Source organism: Brevibacillus sp. FW306-2-1A-C05A, from assembly GCF_058781555.1.
The window spans coordinates 1-18,972 of sequence record NZ_JBYSWV010000064.1 but is presented as its reverse complement, the minus strand read 5'-3'; the positions used below and the strand labels follow the sequence as shown (position 1 = coordinate 18,972).

The window sequence follows — 18,972 nt, the reverse complement described above, 5'->3', positions numbered from 1 at the left end:
GTGGAAGCGCGGCAACGCGTGGAGCTGACGAATACTAATCGGTCGAGGACTTATCCACACACTCTTAGCAAACATGCGTATTCAGTTTTGAAGGAATAAATCCTTCAACGTTCCTCGGTAGCTCAGTTGGTAGAGCAATCGGCTGTTAACCGATCGGTCGGCGGTTCGAGTCCGTCCCGAGGAGCCATATATGCGGAGAGTTACCCAAGAGGCCGAAGGGGACGGTTTGCTAAACCGTTAGTATGCGCAAGCGTAGCGAGGGTTCGAATCCCTCACTCTCCGCCATATATTTTCAAACAAACAGCTTTATGGCGGTGTAGCTCAGCTGGTTAGAGCGTTCGGTTCATACCCGAAAGGTCGGGGGTTCGATTCCCTCCGCCGCTACCATCCTAAGCTGCGGTCGTGGTGGAATTGGCAGACACACCATCTTGAGGGGGTGGCGGGGCGACCCGTGCGAGTTCGAGTCTCGCCGACCGCACCATATCTTAATAGCTTGGCCCGTTGGTGAAGCGGTTTAACACAGCAGCCTTTCACGCTGTCATACAGGGGTTCGAATCCCCTACGGGTCACCTACAAATTCTTCATAAAGCAAAGTGCTTGCTATACTGCAGCACAAAAAGCTTTGTGAAGGCCCCGACAAGAGTCGGGGATTGTGGAGGCTTAGCTCAGCTGGGAGAGCATCTGCCTTACAAGCAGAGGGTCGGCGGTTCGATCCCGTCAGCCTCCACCACTTATCATAATCATATGGATGGTCAGCCAAAAGCGTCTTGCTTCTAAGATAGGTGCTGACATTGATCGTCCGAATCGTCGCGGGATGGAGCAGCTCGGTAGCTCGTCGGGCTCATAACCCGAAGGTCGCAGGTTCAAATCCTGCTCCCGCAACCAAATTTTCTACTCGCACTGCTCCAGAGTGAAGTAGAAGCGAAGTGCCCATCGGGTGCAGTCACGTATGGAGCTGTGGTGAAGTTGGAGTTCACGCCGGTCTGTCACACCGGAGGTCGCGGGTTCGAGTCCCGTCAGCTCCGCCATTTCTTAGCTAGAGAGATGGCAACCAAATTTTTGAGGCTCGGTAGCTCAGTCGGTAGAGCAGAGGACTGAAAATCCTCGTGTCGGCGGTTCGATTCCGTCCCGAGCCACCATTTACAGATGATATTTTGCCGGTATAGCTCAATTGGTAGAGCACCTGACTTGTAATCAGGGGGTTGTGGGTTCAAGTCCTATTGCCGGCACCACCATTGGGGTATAGCCAAGCGGTAAGGCAACGGACTTTGACTCCGTCATTCCTAGGTTCAAATCCTAGTACCCCAGCCACTTGCGAGCCATTAGCTCAGTTGGTAGAGCATCTGACTTTTAATCAGAGGGTCGAAGGTTCGAGTCCTTCATGGCTCACCAGTTTTTACAAACATAGAAACACGCAGCACGATAGAAATATCGATGCCCTTTTCTGTTTTACCATGCGGGTGTGGCGGAATGGCAGACGCACCAGATTTAGGTTCTGGCGGGAGACCGTGGGGGTTCAAGTCCCTTCACCCGCACCATATAACCAGAAGGCTTTGCAGCCAGAGCAAACCTTTTATCATATCACACGCGGACGTAGCTCAATTGGTAGAGCGTCGCCTTGCCAAGGCGAAGGTCGCGGGTTCGAGACCCGTCGTCCGCTCCATAGTTGTTCTGCTAGCTTTCAGCCAGTACAGGTTGACCCGCAAAACATGTGCCCTTAGCTCAGCCGGATAGAGCGTTTGACTACGAATCAAAAGGTCGGGAGTTCGAATCTCTCAGGGCACGCCATTACTTCATATGAAATCGAAGAGTAGGATCAATTCCTACTCTTTTTTGCATAATCATGGCTGCATTCTTACAATTTTTAAGTAAGTTTTCCTTGTATCTCCCATTTCCATCCATTACTTTAGAATTACACTGCTGTTTTCTACGCAGGTGATACAAGAGAAGACGGGTAACAAAATGTTTCTGTTACAAGCTCGATGGAAGAATAAGATGGAACAGGAGATGTATTAACGTGAACCCAATTAAATTGGAACAAATGCATCCTGCAATTGCAAAGTTGATCGATAATATAGAAAAAGTTCTGATTGGAAAACGTTCCGTGATTGAGATGATGGTCGCGGCTGTATTGGCAAACGGACATGTTTTGCTGGAGGACGTTCCGGGTGTGGGCAAGACGATGCTGGTACGTGCTTTGGCTAAGTCGATCGGGGGAGAATTCAAGCGTATCCAGTTCACTCCTGACTTGCTGCCGACAGATGTGACAGGAGTAGCAATTTTCAACCAACAGACGATGCAGTTTGAGTTCCGGCAAGGACCGCTGTTTGCAAACGTTATTTTGGCGGACGAAATCAACCGGACCTCTCCGAAGACGCAGTCTGCTCTGCTGGAAGCGATGGAGGAGCGGTCTGTTACAGTAGATGGTGCAACCTATCGGCTGGCCGATCCGTTTTTTGTGATGGCCACTCAAAACCCATTGGAGTACGAAGGGACGTTTCCATTGCCTGAGGCACAGTTGGACCGTTTCCTGATGCAATTGCGCCTGGGCTATCCGACCGTGGAAGAAGAAATGCGCATGCTCTCCAGATTCTCGGAGGTGAACCCGCTCGCACAACTTGAGCCGGTGATGACGGCAGCAGACTTGGCGCAACTGCAAAAAGAGGTAGCTTCCGTCAAGGTTTCCGAGGGAGTAAAAGAGTATATCGTGCGGCTGTGCCACCGCACACGTGACCACCATCATATTTACCTCGGGGTAAGTCCAAGGGGCTCTCTCGCCCTCTACAGAGCCGTTCAGGCACTGGCTTTCGTGCGGGGAAGGGATTACGCCATCCCGGACGATGTCAAAGAGCTGGTGCCAGTCGTATTCGCCCACCGGATGATCGTGAAGCCGGAAGCACGTCTGGAAGGAGCAACCGTTGATCGGGTATTGACCGTGATTTTGGCCGAAACCCGCGTTCCGGTGAGCTGAGGCGGTGACTGCGGATGAGACAACGAAGATGGGGTAAGCTCAAAGCGCTCCTGCTTGTGGCAATCACCTACGTATTTGCCAAGTTTCAGGGCGGCTTTTCCAGTTGGTTTCTATTTTACAGCAGTCTGGTGTTCCTCGTTTATGAGGTTTTGGCGTATTTTTTAATGTTCTCGACGCTGGAGGTAGAGCGAGTCATCGACCGCAACCGTCTGCAGGACGGCGAGGACGTCGTAGTAACCGTGCGCCTGCGCCGGAAAATCCGTTTTCCGCTGGGCTGGCACATGATCGTGGAGCCGTTGCCTGAGCGGCTCGCAGGTGTATATGAGCCGCACAGGCAGTTGATTTTTCCCTGGTTTAAAAAAGAAATGGAGTTCCGCTATGTCATACCGAGTCTCCCGCGAGGTTTTTACCGGCTGGATCAGTGCGTCGTGAGTGGCGGGGATTTTTTTGGGTTCAGCGAAAGGCGCAAAGTCTTTTCGTTTCCCCAGGAGTTTCTCGTTTACCCGCGGTACAAGGAAGTAACGCATTGGGCCTTGGGGGATGGCAGCTTCAGCGGCAACGTGCACGTGTCGCACAAACGCTCCGACGATGTCGCTGCCGTGAGGGGCGTGCGCGAATACCAGCGCGGTGATCGCCTGAGCCAGATTCATTGGCGCGCATCTGCAAGGGGAACGGGCTTGAAGACGAAGGAATTTGAACATCAGGCGATGAACCAGGCCGTTTTTTTCCTCGATGTAGAAAAAGAAAGCTATCAAGGACAGCCGGTACAGTTGTTTGAGACGGCAGTAAGGCTGACGGCAAGCCTGATCGCCTATGCCAATCGCAACCAGTACCATTACGGGCTGGTGTACAAGCAAAATGAACGTATTTCGATTGCTCCGGCGCTTTCCTACACTCATTTTCTGCGCGTCTTCGATCAATTGGCGCGGGCCATGCCAGCGGGCAGCGAATCGTTTGCGCGGGTTGTGGGACGCGAGGCGCTGGAACAGCAGCAAGGCGTGACCTTGATCGTCGTGACTCCGCGCGTGGAAAAAGACCTGGTTCACCGTTTGATTGCTTTGGCGCAAAAAGGCAGAAGAGTGCAGTTATTCTATGTGCATGCTGACACTGTCATTTCCCAAGAGAGAAGACGAGCCCTGCAACTGCTGGGCGGAAGCAAAATATCATGTACGTCTGTCCACATCGACGAACAAGAGTGGAAACGGATTGGAGGTGCATAGACTCATGAGCGTGTGGAAGCGACCAACGATATGGCAATGGGTCTCGGCCCTTTTTCTGTTCCTCATGCTAAGAGAGTGGCTGCTCCCTCTCCAGGAGCTGACGGATACGGGCGTGCTGTGGCCGTTTCTTGTCATTGTGGCCGGTGTCCTGGCGATCGACGTAGCGGTTCCGTACAGGTGGGTAACGTTACCGTTCAAGCTGCTGGGCCTCCTCTGGTTGTTGCATGCTACGCTATTCGATACACCGTTGTTTACAACCGATTGGCTGGCGGAATTGTACAGGCAGATTGTGCATGATATCCCGCTGGCTCTCGAGCAAGACTGGGGAGCGATGTCCATTTTGTCGCGCAATGCTTTGTTTGATGCCCTGCTGCTTGTCCTGATTACCATGCTGACTTATCTGGTGCTGGAGCAGAGACAGGGCTTGTGGTTTGTCTTTTTGACAGAGCTGTACTTGGCAGTGCTCGATACGTTCCTGCCTTACGACGCCAGCGCAGGAATTGTGCGGACGCTGATCTTTGGCTTTTTGCTGCTCGCTGTCAGCCATCTGATGAGAATGACCAGCATGGCGACGGTGACAGAAAAAAGAAGCCGGATATTGTTCGGTTCTCTGATGGCCTCTTTGCTGGTCATTTTGATTAGTGTCGGCATCGGGTATGCGGCTCCCAAAAAAGATGCGAGCTGGCCTGATCCGATTGCCTTTTTGATGGGAAGCGGCACGGAAGCACCGACTGCCGTCATGAAAAAAGTCGGCTACGACAACAACGACGAAATGTTGGGCGGGCCTTTCATGCAGGACAATACGCTCGTGTTCATGGCGACGACCAATGAGCACAGCTATTGGCGCGGGGACTCCAAGGACGTCTACACAGGCGTAGGCTGGGAAAAAGGCGATCGCGAGTACGAGGCGATTTTGGACCCGCAAACATACGAGTGGAAAAACGAGCTGTTTCACGGCCTGGAAACGAAAAAGGTAGAGGCAACGCTGGAGTTCAAAGGCCCGCAGCAGTTTGCTACCGTCTTTTATCCCGGGCAGTTGAACAAAGTGAGCAATTACGCTCCGCCAAATGCGACTGTCGTTTACGACAAGCTGAATCAGCAGCTTGAGGTCCGCGCGGGAAAAATCAATCTGATCCAGCCTACGGGCGCAAATGGACGGACAGAGTACGGACCGAATACGATGCTGCTCAAGCTGCACCGGTACAAGGTGGACGCAGAGGTGCCGATTGTCAGCGAAAAGGCGATCATGGAAGCGGGAACGGACTATCCCGACGAGATCAAAGAGCGCTATTTGCAGCTTCCGGCGACTTTGCCGCCGCGCGTGAAAGAACTGGCGCAAAGCGTGACCAAAAACGCCAAGACGCCTTATGAAAAAGTAAGAGCGATCGAGAATTACTTGCGAGCGAGTGGAAAATATAAGTATGAAACAAAAGATGTGCCTGTGGCAGCGGAAGGGCAAGACTTTGTCGACCACTTTCTGTTTGACAGCATGAGGGGATATTGCGATCATTTCTCCACCTCGATGGCGGTGATGCTGCGCTCACTCGACATCCCCGCGCGTTGGGTAAAAGGATTCGCCCCAGGCGAGAGAGTGGGCAGCGACGATCAGAACCGCGACATCATGGAAATTCGCAATAAAGACGCCCACTCGTGGGTAGAGGTGTATTTCCCGGGGCACGGCTGGATTCCGTTCGAAGCGACCAGCACTTTCATCTCGCCTGTGCGCTTCAATTACGATTTGCAAACATCGCAGCCGCAGATTCCGATTCCGGTGCCGGATTTGGGGAATCAGACTTCGCCAGACCGGGGAGATGGACGCTTTAACGAGTTGGAAGAGGGAGACGCTATTCCGGGGAGTAGCTATTCGATTCCTTGGCAGGTAAATGTTGGGCTGGCAGTGGTGATAGCGGCCGCAGGTTTCTTGGCCTGGCGGCGCAGAAAAGACATTCAAATCTGGTGGCTCCGAAGACAGATCGATCAGGATAAAAGCAACAAGTACACGGATCGCTTCAACCTGCTGCTTCGCATGATGGAGCAGGTGTACACGAGACGGCAGTCTGGCGAGACTTTGCGGGAGTACGCGAGCAGAATTACGATTCCGGCGGACAAGCGGCAAGATCTGCGTTATTTGACGGAAATGTACGAGCGAACCGTTTACGGCTACAAGGAACTGGAACAGAAGGCGCGGTCAGTGGCAGAGCAACTGATCGAGAGATTGATCCGTCAACTGAAGCCTTGAACAAAGCCGTCCCATCTGCTAGAATGACGATCAATGAGTCTCGTATAATACTCAGGAATATGGCCTGAAAGTTTCTACCGCTAAACCGTAAATTTGGCGACTACGAGGAGAGCACTTCGGATTTTTGTACATGCAACCGCACATGTGTACACAAGCTGGGACGCTGCCTCCGTATGAAAGATCGGAGTCACCGTCCCGGTTTTTTTGCAAATATGCGACAATTTTTCGCGTGTATGCCTGTATGCAAGAACCGAGGGAAGCGGAAACTGCTTTATCATGCATCGAGCGAGGATGTCGGCAAAAATGCGGTCGGCACTTGCACGTCCTGTCGGGTACAGGAGAAGGGGGATATGATGGACAAGTCATTGGAAATGGTCGTCGTACTTGATTTCGGAGGCCAGTACAATCAGTTGATCGCACGTCGCGTTCGCGATCTGGGTGTCTACAGCGAGCTGGTGCCGTTCAATACGCCTGTAGAAAAAATCAAGGAAATGCAGCCAAAAGGGATTATTTTCTCCGGCGGACCTGCGAGCGTGTACGAAGAGGGAGCGCCAAAAGTCGATCCGGCAATTTTTGATCTTGGCCTGCCAATCCTTGGCATTTGCTACGGCATGCAGTTGATGAGCCACATGCTGGAAGGAAAAGTAGAGCGCGCTGGCAAACGCGAGTATGGAAAAGCCGAGCTGCGCCTGCAAAATACGCACAGCCTGTACGAAAAATGGGATGCGAACGAAATCGTCTGGATGAGCCACTCCGATAAAGTGGTGGAGCTGCCGACTGGGTTCCGCGTAGACGCGGTAAGCGATAGCTGCCCGGTAGCGGCGATCAGCCATCCCGAGCGCAAGCTGTACGGCGTGCAGTTCCACCCGGAAGTTCGCCATACCGTAAAAGGAACCGAGTTCATCGGCAACTTCCTGTTCAACGTGTGCGGCTGCGAGCCTACATGGAGCATGACGACGTTCATCGAGGACGAGCTGGTGCGCATTCGCGAGACAGTCGGCGACAAGCAAGTGCTGTGTGCGCTGAGCGGCGGGGTAGACTCCTCTGTAGTAGCAGCGCTGATCCACAAAGCCATCGGCGACCAGTTGACTTGCATGTTCGTAGACCACGGCCTGCTGCGCAAAGGCGAAGCAGAAAGCGTCATGGAGACATTCGCGGAGAAGTTCTCCATGAAAGTAATCAAGATCGACGCTCGCGAGCGTTTCCTGAACAAGTTGAAAGGCGTCTCCGACCCTGAACAGAAACGCAAAATCATCGGCAACGAGTTCATTTACGTATTCGATGAAGAAGCGGGCAAGCTGACAGACATGGACTTCCTCGCACAAGGCACGCTGTACACCGACATCGTGGAGAGCGGAACGGCTACCGCGCACACGATCAAGTCGCACCACAACGTAGGCGGCTTGCCGGAAGACATGAAGTTCAAGCTGATCGAGCCACTGAAAACGCTGTTCAAGGACGAGGTTCGCAAACTGGGGACCGAGCTTGGCCTGCCTGACGAAATCGTTTGGCGCCAACCGTTCCCGGGTCCTGGACTGGGCATTCGCGTTTTGGGCGAAGTTACAGAAGAAAAGCTGGAGATCGTTCGTGAATCTGATGCGATTTTGCGCGAAGAGATTGCCAAGGCAGGTCTGGATCGGGATATTTGGCAATACTTCACGGCTCTGCCGAACATGACGACAGTAGGCGTAATGGGCGACGTTCGCACCTATTCCTACACAGTAGGGATTCGCGCCGTAACCTCCATCGACGGCATGACGGCCGACTGGGCGCGCATTCCTTGGGATGTTCTGGAGAAAATCTCCACGCGCATCGTGAACGAAGTCGACAACGTAAACCGCATCGTGTACGACATTACTTCCAAACCACCAGCAACAATTGAGTGGGAATAAAATAAACCCGGATGTTCGTCTTGTTTAAAAAATGAACGTTCGTATTTTCGTTGACATTCGATATGTCACCTGATACACTTCTCAATGTGAACAGGTAATATAGGAAGGTTCGTATATTCTTGAGGATATGGCTCAAGAGTCTCTACGAGGTCGCCATTAAACGACCTGGCTACGAACAAAATGTCGACGGGATACGAATTTGTTATCATTTTTAGAATTGTTCCCGGAGTGTTTTGCGAAGAGGCCAGGCGCATACTAATAGCGTCCGGGCCTTTTTTCATTGCCATTACCATAAGCATGGGGGGACTTTTCGGTGCGGAAGTATTTTGAGTTTGACAAACTGGGCACCAATTATCGCCGCGAAATCATCGCGGGCATCACTACTTTTTTGGCCATGGCGTATATTTTGGCAGTCAATCCATTCATCCTCAGCGGAGCGGATTTGCCGCCGGACTTAAAAGCCAACTACCCTGAGTTTGGCGCTGTGTTTACCGCAACAGCTCTCGCTGCGGCGATCGGTACGCTGCTCATGGGGATTCTCGGACGCTTGCCGATCGGACAGGCACCGGGGATGGGGCTGAATGCGTTTTTCACCTACACCGTTGTATTGACCATGCATATTCCTTGGCAGCAAGCATTGGCTGGGGTGTTTCTCTCTTGTACGATCTTTTTGATTCTGTCTTTGACCGGCGTTCGGGAAGCGATCATCAAAGCGATTCCGAAAGGGTTGAAATATGCGGTTTCTGCAGGGATCGGGCTGTTCATCGCGTTTATCGGCCTGAAAAACGCAGGGATCGTCGTTGCAAACGATGCGACTTTTGTCGCGTTGGGCCATCTGACCTTCTACCATGAAAACATGAAGCCGGAAGAAGTATTGGCAGCGAAAAATGCGCTGCTGGCGATTTTCGGTCTGATCGTTACCGTTGTTCTGCTTTCGCGCAAAGTTAATTCCGGTATTTTTATCGGGATGATTGTCACAGCAGTAGTCGGCATGATCTTCGGTCTGGTCAGCCTGCCAGAGCAAGTCGTGTCTGCTCCGCCGAGCCTGGCGCCGACATTCGGTGCGGCGTTCCAGTATCTCGGTGACCCATCGGCCTTGTTCACCGTGAACATGCTGATTGTCGTACTGACGTTTTTGTTCGTGGACTTTTTCGATGCGACAGGCACGCTGCTCGGTGTAGCCAGCCAAGCTGGACTTCTGAGAGAAGACGGCAATCTGCCGCGTCCGGGAAAAGCGCTCGCTTCCGATGCGATCGCAGGGATGGCTGGCGCGGTGCTCGGTACTTCTACGACGACCGCTTATGTCGAGTCGACAGCGGGGGTAGCAGCAGGCGGCCGCTCCGGTTTTACCGCGATTGTGACAGGGATCATGTTCCTGTTGGCCTTGTTCTTCTCGCCGCTGCTCGCGATCGTGACTCCGGCAGTTACCGCTCCGGCGCTCATTATCGTCGGTGTACTGATGGCTTCGCACATTGCGCAGGTGGCATGGAATGACCTGGACGAAGCGTTCCCGGCGTTCTTGACCATTCTCCTGATGCCGCTGACGTACAGTATCGCAACTGGAATTGCGACTGGCTTCATCGTCTATCCGGTAATGAAGGTGCTGAAAGGCAAAGCGCGTGAAGTGCATCCGGCGATGTACGTTCTGTTCTTCGTCTTCCTGGCCTACTTCATCTGGCTGCGCGAATAGGATTTTTTGGAAAAAAGGCTTCCTGTCTACTGGACGGGGAGCTTTTTTTGCGCTATGATAGGAAAAATCTTTTTTTGGCGGAGGGACCATTCATGTTTGCATCAATCACGTTCCTTCAACAGCATCACCACGGCTAGAGCGTTTGTATCTTCGGGAATTTTTCCGCAGGTGCAAGCGCTTCTTGTGCTTTGTGCCTGCGGTGGTGATTTTTTTGTAGCCATGCGGGCATGAAGTTGCCTCGCATGGCTATTTTTGTTTGGACGATGGACGAAAAAAGAAAGGATGATTCGGATGGACAGCACAGTGTTGAAGAGTGTCAAAGGCACGAAAGATTTTATGCCGCCGGAGCAAATGCAGCGCAACTGGATACGGCGAACGCTGGAGGAAGTGTTCGAGGCGTATGGCTGCAAGCCGTTGGAGACGCCCACGCTCCAGTATTATGAACTGTTGGCATCGAAATACGGCGGTGGAGAAGAGATTTTGAAGGAGGTGTACCGCCTGCGCGACCAAGGGGAGCGGGAGCTGGCGCTGCGCTACGATCTGACCGTGCCGCTGGCGAAGGTCGTCGGGATGAATCCGGAGATGCGGCTGCCGTTCAAGCGCTATGAGATCGGTAAAGTGTTCCGCGACGGTCCGGTCAAAACGGGGCGGTTGCGCGAGTTTATCCAATGCGACGTCGATATGATCGGCACGTCCTCGATGCTCGCCGAGGCGGAGCTAATCAGCATGGCTTTTGCCGCGTTCGCCAAGCTAGGGCTTGAGGTGTACATCGAGGTCAACAACCGCAAGCTGCTGTCAGGGGTGCTGCAGGAGTTGGGCGTTCCGGGCGAGCGCGCGGCAGATGTCATGCTGTCGCTCGACAAGCTGGCGAAAATCGGAGTGGAAGGCGTGCAGGACGATCTGCGAGAGCGCCAGGTAGAGGAGCCGCTGGTGGCGGCGATCACGTCCTTTTTGCAAAAGGGGGCGCTGGCGCTGGATGCTTTGGCGCAGCAGTTTTCCTCCGAGCTTGTGCAGCAAGGCGTGCAGGAGCTTCAGCAACTGTTTGCCTACCTGCGGGGAGCGGGCGTGACTGGCGAGGTGCGGTTCTCTCCGTTTTTGGCGCGGGGGCTGGGGATATACACCGGGACGGTTTACGAGATATTTTTGCAGGATCAAAGCATTACTTCCAGTATCGGGAGCGGCGGCAGGTACGATGAGATTATCGGGCGGTTTTTGGGCGATGGGCGGGAATATCCGGCCGTGGGGATATCGTTTGGCCTGGATGTGATTCTCGCTGCGCTGTCCTTGCGAGCCGAAAGAGCACGGCCTGCCGCAGATGTCCTCGTCATTCCGCTGGGGACAGAGGAGCTTAGCCTCGGGCTGGCTAACCGGTTGCGCGCGGACGGTCTAAGAGTGGAGCTGGAGCTTGCGGGCCGGAAGCTGAAAAAGGCGCTCGACTACGCTAACAAAGAAGGAATCGCCTACGTGCTGATCTACGGCGAGAACGAGGTGAACAGCGGACAGGTGGTGGCGCGGGACATGCGCGAAGGAAGCGAGCAGACGGTACCGCTCGGCCTCGTCTCAAGCTGGCTTGGCGAACGGATATGATTCGATAGTCTTTTGCTGCCACTTTCGGTACGATAGAGAAAAAGGGGGCGAAGGCATGCGCAAATGGGTCTTATGGCTTGGGTGCAGCAGTCTGATAGCGATAGCGGCATGGGGACTCCCGGCAAAGGCGAACGCGGAGAAGCTTTTGCAAAAGCCGCTCTACCAGGCGGATGTACAGATTGATCCCGTGAAAAAAGAAGTAACCGGAAGCGTAGCGATCACTTTTTGGCCGGAGGACCCGCAACGTGCCTATCTCCATCTCTATCCGGACGTATTTACCGAACAACATGAAGGAATGCTATGGGAGGAACTTTTAGGCAAGGAACCTGTACTTGGTACGTATGATAATAACAGGCTTGCAGTCGATGGGAAAATGGTTGTCGGTCAAAAGGAGCGGCATATTTTGCAGGTACCGTTGCAAGCGAACGAACAGTCCGGCGCTGTAGCAAGCCCACGCAGGATTCAACTCGATTTTGCCATGAAGCTCCCTCATAACGATGGGAGAATGTCGTACGATGACCACGCGATTTGGCTGGGCAACTGGCTGCCGATTCTCGCCGTACACGAGCAGGCAGGCTGGCGTCTCGATGCGTACGAGCCTGTCGGCGATCCGTTTTACAGCGAGATCGCCGACTACGAAGTAAACGTCACGTATCCCGCAGGCTATCAGTTGGCCAGCACGGCAGCGGATGCCGGGGCGGAAGTAGCAGCTTCGCCAGCTACGTCTGGAGGAAAAAAGACGGTTCGGCTGCGCGTGGAAAATGTGCGCGACTTCGCGCTCGTGCTTATGGACTCGACTTATCAAAAAGCGGAAACAAAGGCGGGCAATACGCTCGTTCGCACGTGGTGGCGCCAGGGGGATGACGAGCTTTTGGCCAAGCGCATCCACGAGGCCGGAGCAAAGTCGCTCGCTTATTTTCAGGAACAACTCGGCGCGTACCCTTATGTGGAGTACGATGTGGTGCGGACAGGCGGAGCGATCAACGGCATGGAATACCCTGCCCTGGTGTTTTTGGACGGGCGTCATTTCGCGGCGGGGGCAGAGACGGGAATTGTTACGGTTGCGCACGAGACGGCGCATCAATGGTTTTACGGGCTGCTCGGCAACGATCAACTGCGCGAGGCGTGGCTGGATGAAGGGTTTACCGAGTATGTGACGCTCGCCTTTCTCTCTCGGGAGTATCCGCTGACAGGCGCGGAACGGGTGCGCAGGCGTCTGGAAAACGGCATTTTTGTCCAGTGGTACGTAAAAGAAGAGCTGCGTCCCTGGCAGGCGCTCTCTGCTTTTCCCGCCAACCAGAGCTACAGCGATCTCGTCTATTCCCGGACGTCGTCCATGCTTTGGCTGCTGCGGGGAGCGTGGGGCGAAGAACGGCTGCATGACGTGCTGCGCGAGTATGTGCAAACGTACCGTTATCAAAACGTCAGCGGAGAACAGTGGGAAGCGTTTCTGTCCCGGGCGGCGGGAGAAGACGCGCGTGCTTTTCTGGACTATTGGATGAAGCTGGACATGTCCCGGCAGGAGCAGGCCGCGGCCTGGCTGGAACGCCAGCGTGACAAACAGCGAAAGTAAGCGAAGGCAGGGGAGTGCCATGTGGCGCAAGCATTGGGTGGTCAGCATGGTAGTAGGGATGGCTCTGGCAGGCATTTTGTGGAGTAGTTCGTGGACGGGACAGGCCGAGGCCGATGTCGCGGTAATCGCCAGTCCACAGCAGACGCCGGCAGCGATCACGTACAGCGCAGATGTGTGGCTGGACATGAACGAACGTATCGTGACAGGCGTGCTGACGGCCCGGTTTGTCCCGCAGGATGACAAAGCTTTTTTTCATCTGTATCCAAATGCTTTCGCCAAACAGGCAGACCTTGGCACGGCGAACTGGGAGCAGGTGCTTGGCAAGCAGCGAGAGCCAGGCGGCATCACGATTACAGCCGTCAAGGTGGATGGACGGGAGGCCGGCATTCGCTACGAAGGAAAGACGAACACGCTGCTGCGCGTGCCGCTCCCGGCGAAAAAGCCGTCCGCCGAGGCTGTCGTGGAGCTTGGCTTCCGCCTGCAGGTTCCTTACAACAACGGACGGCTCTCCTACCACGACCATGCGATGTGGCTGGGGAACTGGCTGCCGATCTTGGCGGTCAAGGATAGCGGCGGCTGGCGGCTCGACCCATACACGGCGATTGGCGATCCTTTTTACAGTGAAGTGGCGAATTATCATTTGCGCGTTCATTTGCCGGAAGGATATCAACTCGCTACGACGGGGCTGGAGAGTACAGCCGTCATCACGCAGACAAGGCCGCAGCGGCAAAGTATATATGAACTGGATGCATGGAACGTTCGTGATTTTGCCATGGTCGTCATGGACGGCACGTACCAGGCGGTGTCCGGAAAAGTCGGGGAGACTATCGTTCGGACATGGTCGCAGCAGGGCGACGATCCGGCGGCTGTGAAAAGCTTGCACGAGACGGCGATGGAGTCGCTCGACTATTACGGGAAGCAGTTTGGCACCTATCCGTACAAGGAGTACGACGTCGTCAAGACAGGCGGCTTTTTCGGGGGCATGGAGTACCCGAGCCTCGTCTTCATCGAGGAGGAGTTTTTCAATACGGCGGACAACATGGGCGCAGCCGTCGTCGCGCACGAAACGGCCCATCAGTGGTTCTACGGCATCGTCGGCAACGACGAGGTGCGCGAGGCGTGGCTTGACGAGAGCTTGACCGACTACGCGACGATGGCTTTTTTGCAGGAAAAGGACCCGAAGCGATCTCAGGCGTACATCCGGCTGAGACAAGGCCAGTCCCGCGCAGCCGAAGCGTATGCCAAACGAGGGATTTCCGCCGAGACGAGCGTGGCGGCCTTCCCGGACTGGAAAAGCTACAACGAGCTTGTGTACGGGCGCTCCGGCGTCATGTGGTGGACGTTGCGGGAAGCGTGGGGAGCCGAGCGGCTGAATCGGCTTTTGCGGCAGTACGTGAGCGAGCACCAGTACAAGCTGGCGAGCGGCGGCCAGATCAAGAAGCTGGTCTCGGCGGCAGCCGGGGCAGACGCAACGCCGTTTTTCGAATATTGGCTGCATGTGCGGCTGGACTCCGCAGCGGCGGCAAAAGAGTGGCTGGAAAAAGGTAAACACGAATGATGATATCCAACCTATTTTAAAATGTTCGGAAGCGAGGTTGACAGGCAAACTTTCTCCCTGCTACACTGTGTATGTTGATAGCAAACGAGTACGAATAGCCCAGGCGATGAGTACGGCCGCAAAAGCCGTTAGTCGGTTGGGTTTTCTTCTGATGATACAAAACGTAGGGGGCGAATGGTTCATGCTACAGCCTTTGGTGGGCGTCATTATGGGCAGCACGTCAGACTGGGAAACGATGAAGGAAGCATGCGCAATTCTCGATGAGCTCAAGGTACCGTACGAAAAGAAGGTCGTTTCCGCGCACAGAACGCCTGATTTGATGTTTTCGTATGCCGAAAGCGCAAAAAGCCGCGGTCTGGAAGTCATCATTGCGGGAGCGGGGGGCGCAGCCCATTTGCCAGGGATGGTGGCGGCGAAAACGGAGCTGCCTGTAATTGGCGTGCCTGTGAAGTCGTCCAACCTGAACGGATTGGATTCGCTTTTGTCCATCGTGCAAATGCCAGGCGGGGTGCCTGTCGCCACTGTCGCCATCGGCAAGGCGGGCGCGATCAATGCGGGGCTGCTCGCTGCGCAAATTTTGGGGATCAAATATCCGGATGTGCAAGCGCGCTTTGTGGCAAGACGCGATGAGGTGCGCAAAAAAGTGCTGGAGGCTGGCGAACTGGAATGACGACCAAACAGAGCAAGCAAATCAAACCAGGATCGACTCTCGGAATACTCGGCGGCGGACAGCTTGGCCGCATGATCGCCCTCGCTGGACGAGCTATGGGTTATCGCTTTGTGACGATGGACCCGACCGTCGACGCTCCGTGCGGACAAACGGCGGACAAGCAAATTGTCGCCAGCTACGACGACGTGGAAGCAGCGATGCAGCTCGCTTCTGTCAGTGATGTCATTTCCTACGAATTTGAAAATGTGGACGCACAGGTCGCGGAAGTGCTGGAGAGCCATGCCTACGTGCCGCAGGGCAGCCGCCTTTTGCGCATCACACAGAACCGGATTTCCGAAAAGACGGCGATTCGCGAAATCGGGATTCCCGTCGCGCCGTTTCGCGTAGTCGGCAGCTTGCAAGATGTGCAGGCGGCAGTAGCCGAGCTGGGGCTGCCTGCGGTCATGAAAACGGCGACAGGGGGCTACGACGGCAAAGGCCAATGGGTTTTGCGCAGCGAGGACGAGCTGGCGGAGGCGTACGAGACGCTGGCCAAGGCAGGGACAGAGCTGATCGTGGAGCAGTTCGTGCCGTTCCAGATGGAGCTGTCCGTGATCGCGGCGCGCAATCCAGACGGGGAGCTGGCTGTTTTTCCGGCGGCGGAAAACATTCACCGGGAAAACATCCTGCATTTGAGCATCGTGCCAGCCCGCGTTCCGGCGGAAGTAAAGACACGCGCAGAAGAAATCGCCCGCACGATTGTAGAAAAGCTCGACGTCGTGGGACTGATCGCAGTGGAAATGTTTTTGACCGCAGACGGGCAGTTGTACGTCAACGAGCTGGCGCCACGCCCGCACAACTCCGGCCATTACACGATGGACGCTTGTGTGACCTCGCAGTTTGAGCAGCACGTTCGGGCGGTTTGCAACCTGCCATTAGGCTCGACGGAGTTGCTCTCTCCCGTCGTGATGGTTAATATTTTGGGAGAGCACCTGCAGCCTGTCTTGGATCAAATCGACAAGCTGCCGCGCACGGCCAAGCTGCATTTGTACGGAAAAGCGGAAAGCAAGGCGAAGCGGAAGATGGGGCATATCAACGTGCTCGCCCCTACTGTGGAAGAAGCGCTCACCCACATTGATGAGCTGAAAATCTGGACGAATCCATCGGAGGTATAATCATGATCGAACGTTATTCCCGCCCGGAAATGCGCGCCATTTGGACGGAAGAAAACAAATTCAAGGCATGGCTGGAAGTAGAGATTCTCGCGTGTGAAGCATGGTCCAAGCTGGGTGTCATCCCGGAAGAGGACGTGAAAAAGCTGTGGGAAAAAGCCAGCTTTGACATCAAGCGCATCTACGAGATCGAGGAAGAGACGCGTCACGACGTGGTGGCGTTTACCCGCGCGGTATCCGAGACTTTGGGCGAAGAGAAAAAATGGGTGCACTACGGCCTGACCTCTACAGACGTAGTGGACACGGCGCTGTCCTACCTGCTGCGCCAGGCGAACGAAATTTTGGAAAAAGACATCGAGGACTTCATCGCGATTTTGGCGGACAAAGCGCGCGAGCACAAAGATACGGTCTGCATGGGCAGAACGCACGGCGTGCATGCCGAGCCGACGACATTCGGCTTGAAGCTCGCTTTGTGGCACGAAGAAATGAAGCGCAACCTGGCGCGTTTCCGGGCGGCGAAAAAAGAAGTGGCGTACGGCAAAATCTCCGGCGCAGTCGGTACGTATGCGAACATCGACCCGTTCGTGGAAGCGTACGTTTGCGAAAAACTCGGCCTGACTCCGGCTCCGATCTCCACGCAAACGCTGCAACGTGACCGCCACGCCGAATACATGGCGACATTGGCGCTGATCGCAACGTCGCTGGAGAAGTTCGCAACCGAAATCCGCGGCCTGCAAAAGAGCGAAATGCGCGAGGTGGAAGAAGCGTTTGCCAAAGGTCAAAAGGGCTCCTCCGCCATGCCGCACAAGCGCAACCCGATCGGCAGCGAGAACATTTGCGGTCTGGCGCGCGTCATCCGCGGCCATATGCTCACTTCCTATGAAAACGTGTCTCTCTGGCACGAGCGGGATATTTCCCACTCCTCCGCAGAGCGCGTGATTTTGCCAGACGCGACTCAGGCGCTGAACTACATGCTGCGCCGCTTCATGAACATCGTGAAAAACTTGACCGTGTTCCCGGAGAACATGAAGCGCAACATGGACCGTACTTTCGGTCTGATCTACTCCCAGCAAGTGATGCTCAAGCTGATCGAAAAAGGCATGAGCCGCGAGCAAGCATACGACACTGTCCAGCCGCGCGCGATGCAGGCTTGGGAAGAGCAGCGCTCCTTCCGCGCCATTGTGGAGGAGGACGCGACTGTCAGCTCCACGTTGACCAAGGAAGAGCTGGATGAGTGCTTCGATTACCGTTACCACCTGAAGCATGTGGATACGATTTTCCAACGTCTTGGTTTGTTGTAATCCTGCGATTGTTCGCGTGATCCGAGAAACGCTCCCGATGAATGCGGGGGCGTTTTTTTGTTGGGGGCGAGGGCAAGGATGGTTGTTATTCCTCCTATCATTTTTCCTATATAAGTGAGACGACAAATCAGCTACTGATTGGTTGTTAACTTAAAAAGGGTGATGTTAATGGCAATGAAAGTAATTCCTACCGGAACCAGTGAAATGTGATGGAAATCGAGACACTTACGTGCAGCTTAATCCAAATTCGACTGCTCCTGATCGGGTGCAAGCATTTGTAGACACCTTTAAACGTGCAGCGGAGGATGCCAGTGACGAGTGTTATGGTCTTCCGGTTAAACTAATTCTTGCCATGGGGGGGAGAGTCCGGTTGGGCAACTGGACTACCCAGCGGGATAACCAAAACTGGTCTAACATGAAGTATGTCAGTTCTACCAATCCCCCAGGAAACCTCGGTAAAGGTAAAAATGGCTGGGCAGTATTCTGCGGCCGAACTTCACATGCAAAATCGTTTGCCAACTTTTTTATTAAGAATGCTCGTTACTCCGGCTTGATTGACTACTTGCAATTCACTAATAGTCCAAGTCCAACCAAGTGCTTGCGTTTCATTGCAGATGCAGGTTATGGTGGGGCGGATGCTCTTCTACTACGATAAGGTCATAGGTTATTTGGACACGTTGTGCAACAGAAGCGACTTTTGCTAAGCCATGTTAGCTTTAGATCAAAACGGTTGCCTTCAAAGAGGCAGTCGTTTTGATTTTGGATTGGTCATGTCGGTCGAACGCAGTAAAGAGAAGATCAATCTATAATTGAAAGGCAGTGGCAGTCTAAGACTTACCATCTTAAACTGCTACTGCCTTTATTGGATTATAGACCTGTATTAAGCGAGAGGTATAAATCAATCTCTTTTTTCAACCAAGGACCGTATCCGCTGACCTTGAGAACTCGCCATTCATCCAGCTTTTCTGGATTTTGAATGGCTACAAATGCGTCATCAGGGCTCTGTGGATCTACGTAAAGAATAATATCTTTCCTAGGAAATTTGTAATGCCCCCCTTTGTCAAGACACTTTGAGAACGAAAATAAGTTATGTCCTCCCATCTTTTTGAATGGTGGTACA

Annotated in this window: 12 protein-coding genes, 15 tRNA genes, 1 pseudogene and 2 riboswitches; of the genes and pseudogenes, 27 read left to right on the top strand and 1 reads right to left on the bottom strand. The window is 54.1% G+C overall.

Features of this window, described 5'->3' with window-relative positions:
• Positions 1-111 precede the first annotated feature (111 nt).
• The 27 genes from AC3WJN_RS23750 to AC3WJN_RS23620 all read left to right on the top strand — a co-directional run bounded on the left by AC3WJN_RS23750 (position 112) and on the right by AC3WJN_RS23620 (position 18,507).
• Positions 112-187: transfer RNA gene (locus tag AC3WJN_RS23750), tRNA-Asn, on the top strand.
• A 7-nt stretch (positions 188-194) separates the two neighbouring features.
• A tRNA-Ser gene (locus AC3WJN_RS23745) sits at positions 195-285 on the top strand.
• A gap of 25 nt (positions 286-310) precedes the next feature.
• A tRNA-Met gene (locus tag AC3WJN_RS23740) sits at positions 311-387 on the top strand.
• Positions 388-396: 9 nt separating this feature from the next.
• A tRNA-Leu gene (locus AC3WJN_RS23735) sits at positions 397-481 on the top strand.
• A gap of 14 nt (positions 482-495) precedes the next feature.
• Positions 496-569, top strand: a tRNA-Glu gene (locus tag AC3WJN_RS23730).
• Between the two features lie 85 nt (positions 570-654).
• A tRNA-Val gene (locus tag AC3WJN_RS23725) sits at positions 655-730 on the top strand.
• A 78-nt stretch (positions 731-808) separates the two neighbouring features.
• A tRNA-Met gene (locus AC3WJN_RS23720) sits at positions 809-885 on the top strand.
• Positions 886-951: 66 nt separating this feature from the next.
• A tRNA-Asp gene (locus AC3WJN_RS23715) sits at positions 952-1,028 on the top strand.
• 35 nt (positions 1,029-1,063) lie between these two features.
• Positions 1,064-1,139: transfer RNA gene (locus AC3WJN_RS23710), tRNA-Phe, on the top strand.
• A gap of 17 nt (positions 1,140-1,156) precedes the next feature.
• Positions 1,157-1,232 (top strand) — tRNA-Thr (locus tag AC3WJN_RS23705).
• Positions 1,233-1,236: 4 nt separating this feature from the next.
• Positions 1,237-1,311, top strand: a tRNA-Gln gene (locus tag AC3WJN_RS23700).
• 5 nt (positions 1,312-1,316) lie between these two features.
• Positions 1,317-1,392, top strand: a tRNA-Lys gene (locus AC3WJN_RS23695).
• Positions 1,393-1,456: 64 nt separating this feature from the next.
• Positions 1,457-1,538, top strand: a tRNA-Leu gene (locus AC3WJN_RS23690).
• A gap of 49 nt (positions 1,539-1,587) precedes the next feature.
• A tRNA-Gly gene (locus AC3WJN_RS23685) sits at positions 1,588-1,663 on the top strand.
• Positions 1,664-1,711: 48 nt separating this feature from the next.
• Positions 1,712-1,788: transfer RNA gene (locus AC3WJN_RS23680), tRNA-Arg, on the top strand.
• A gap of 229 nt (positions 1,789-2,017) precedes the next feature.
• Positions 2,018-2,971 carry an AAA family ATPase gene (locus AC3WJN_RS23675; RefSeq protein WP_005834696.1) on the top strand — a complete coding sequence of 318 codons (954 nt, stop codon included), beginning with the start codon at positions 2,018-2,020 and terminating at the stop codon, positions 2,969-2,971.
• Between the two features lie 14 nt (positions 2,972-2,985).
• Complete coding sequence (locus AC3WJN_RS23670; RefSeq protein WP_007777131.1) at positions 2,986-4,191, top strand: DUF58 domain-containing protein; 1,206 nt, start codon at positions 2,986-2,988, stop codon at positions 4,189-4,191.
• A gap of 4 nt (positions 4,192-4,195) precedes the next feature.
• Positions 4,196-6,430 carry a transglutaminase TgpA family protein gene (locus AC3WJN_RS23665; protein ID WP_007777136.1) on the top strand — a complete coding sequence of 745 codons (2,235 nt, stop codon included), beginning with the start codon at positions 4,196-4,198 and terminating at the stop codon, positions 6,428-6,430.
• A gap of 20 nt (positions 6,431-6,450) precedes the next feature.
• Positions 6,451-6,553, top strand: a riboswitch (purine riboswitch).
• A gap of 230 nt (positions 6,554-6,783) precedes the next feature.
• The gene (guaA, locus tag AC3WJN_RS23660; protein ID WP_005834701.1) at positions 6,784-8,322 is read left to right on the top strand and encodes a glutamine-hydrolyzing GMP synthase; all 1,539 of its coding nucleotides are present in this window, start codon (positions 6,784-6,786) and stop codon (positions 8,320-8,322) included.
• A gap of 89 nt (positions 8,323-8,411) precedes the next feature.
• A riboswitch (purine riboswitch) is annotated at positions 8,412-8,514 on the top strand.
• A 121-nt stretch (positions 8,515-8,635) separates the two neighbouring features.
• Complete coding sequence (locus tag AC3WJN_RS23655) at positions 8,636-10,012, top strand: NCS2 family permease (RefSeq protein WP_005834702.1); 1,377 nt, start codon at positions 8,636-8,638, stop codon at positions 10,010-10,012.
• A gap of 291 nt (positions 10,013-10,303) precedes the next feature.
• Positions 10,304-11,599, top strand: a complete 1,296-nt coding sequence (locus AC3WJN_RS23650; RefSeq protein WP_007777146.1) for a histidine--tRNA ligase — start codon at positions 10,304-10,306, stop codon at positions 11,597-11,599.
• Between the two features lie 55 nt (positions 11,600-11,654).
• Positions 11,655-13,172: a M1 family metallopeptidase gene (locus AC3WJN_RS23645; protein ID WP_007777148.1), complete on the top strand. Its 1,518-nt coding sequence runs from the start codon at positions 11,655-11,657 to the stop codon at positions 13,170-13,172.
• A gap of 19 nt (positions 13,173-13,191) precedes the next feature.
• Positions 13,192-14,730: a M1 family metallopeptidase gene (locus AC3WJN_RS23640; RefSeq protein ID WP_005834707.1), complete on the top strand. Its 1,539-nt coding sequence runs from the start codon at positions 13,192-13,194 to the stop codon at positions 14,728-14,730.
• A gap of 181 nt (positions 14,731-14,911) precedes the next feature.
• On the top strand, positions 14,912-15,400 hold the full coding sequence (purE, locus tag AC3WJN_RS23635) for a 5-(carboxyamino)imidazole ribonucleotide mutase (protein ID WP_005834709.1): 489 nt from the start codon (positions 14,912-14,914) through the stop codon (positions 15,398-15,400).
• Positions 15,397-16,554: a 5-(carboxyamino)imidazole ribonucleotide synthase gene (gene purK / locus AC3WJN_RS23630; RefSeq protein WP_007777152.1), complete on the top strand. Its 1,158-nt coding sequence runs from the start codon at positions 15,397-15,399 to the stop codon at positions 16,552-16,554. Before purE ends, purK begins: the two co-directional genes overlap by 4 nt.
• Positions 16,555-16,556: 2 nt before the next feature.
• Positions 16,557-17,852, top strand: coding sequence for an adenylosuccinate lyase (gene purB / locus AC3WJN_RS23625; protein WP_007777155.1), 1,296 nt, complete (start codon positions 16,557-16,559; stop codon positions 17,850-17,852).
• A gap of 229 nt (positions 17,853-18,081) precedes the next feature.
• Positions 18,082-18,507: a hypothetical protein gene (locus tag AC3WJN_RS23620; protein ID WP_129552259.1), complete on the top strand. Its 426-nt coding sequence runs from the start codon at positions 18,082-18,084 to the stop codon at positions 18,505-18,507.
• 212 nt (positions 18,508-18,719) lie between these two features.
• On the opposite strand, the pseudogene AC3WJN_RS23615 reads toward AC3WJN_RS23620, so the two are convergent.
• Positions 18,720-18,972: pseudogene (locus AC3WJN_RS23615) on the bottom strand (hypothetical protein); the annotation flags it as partial.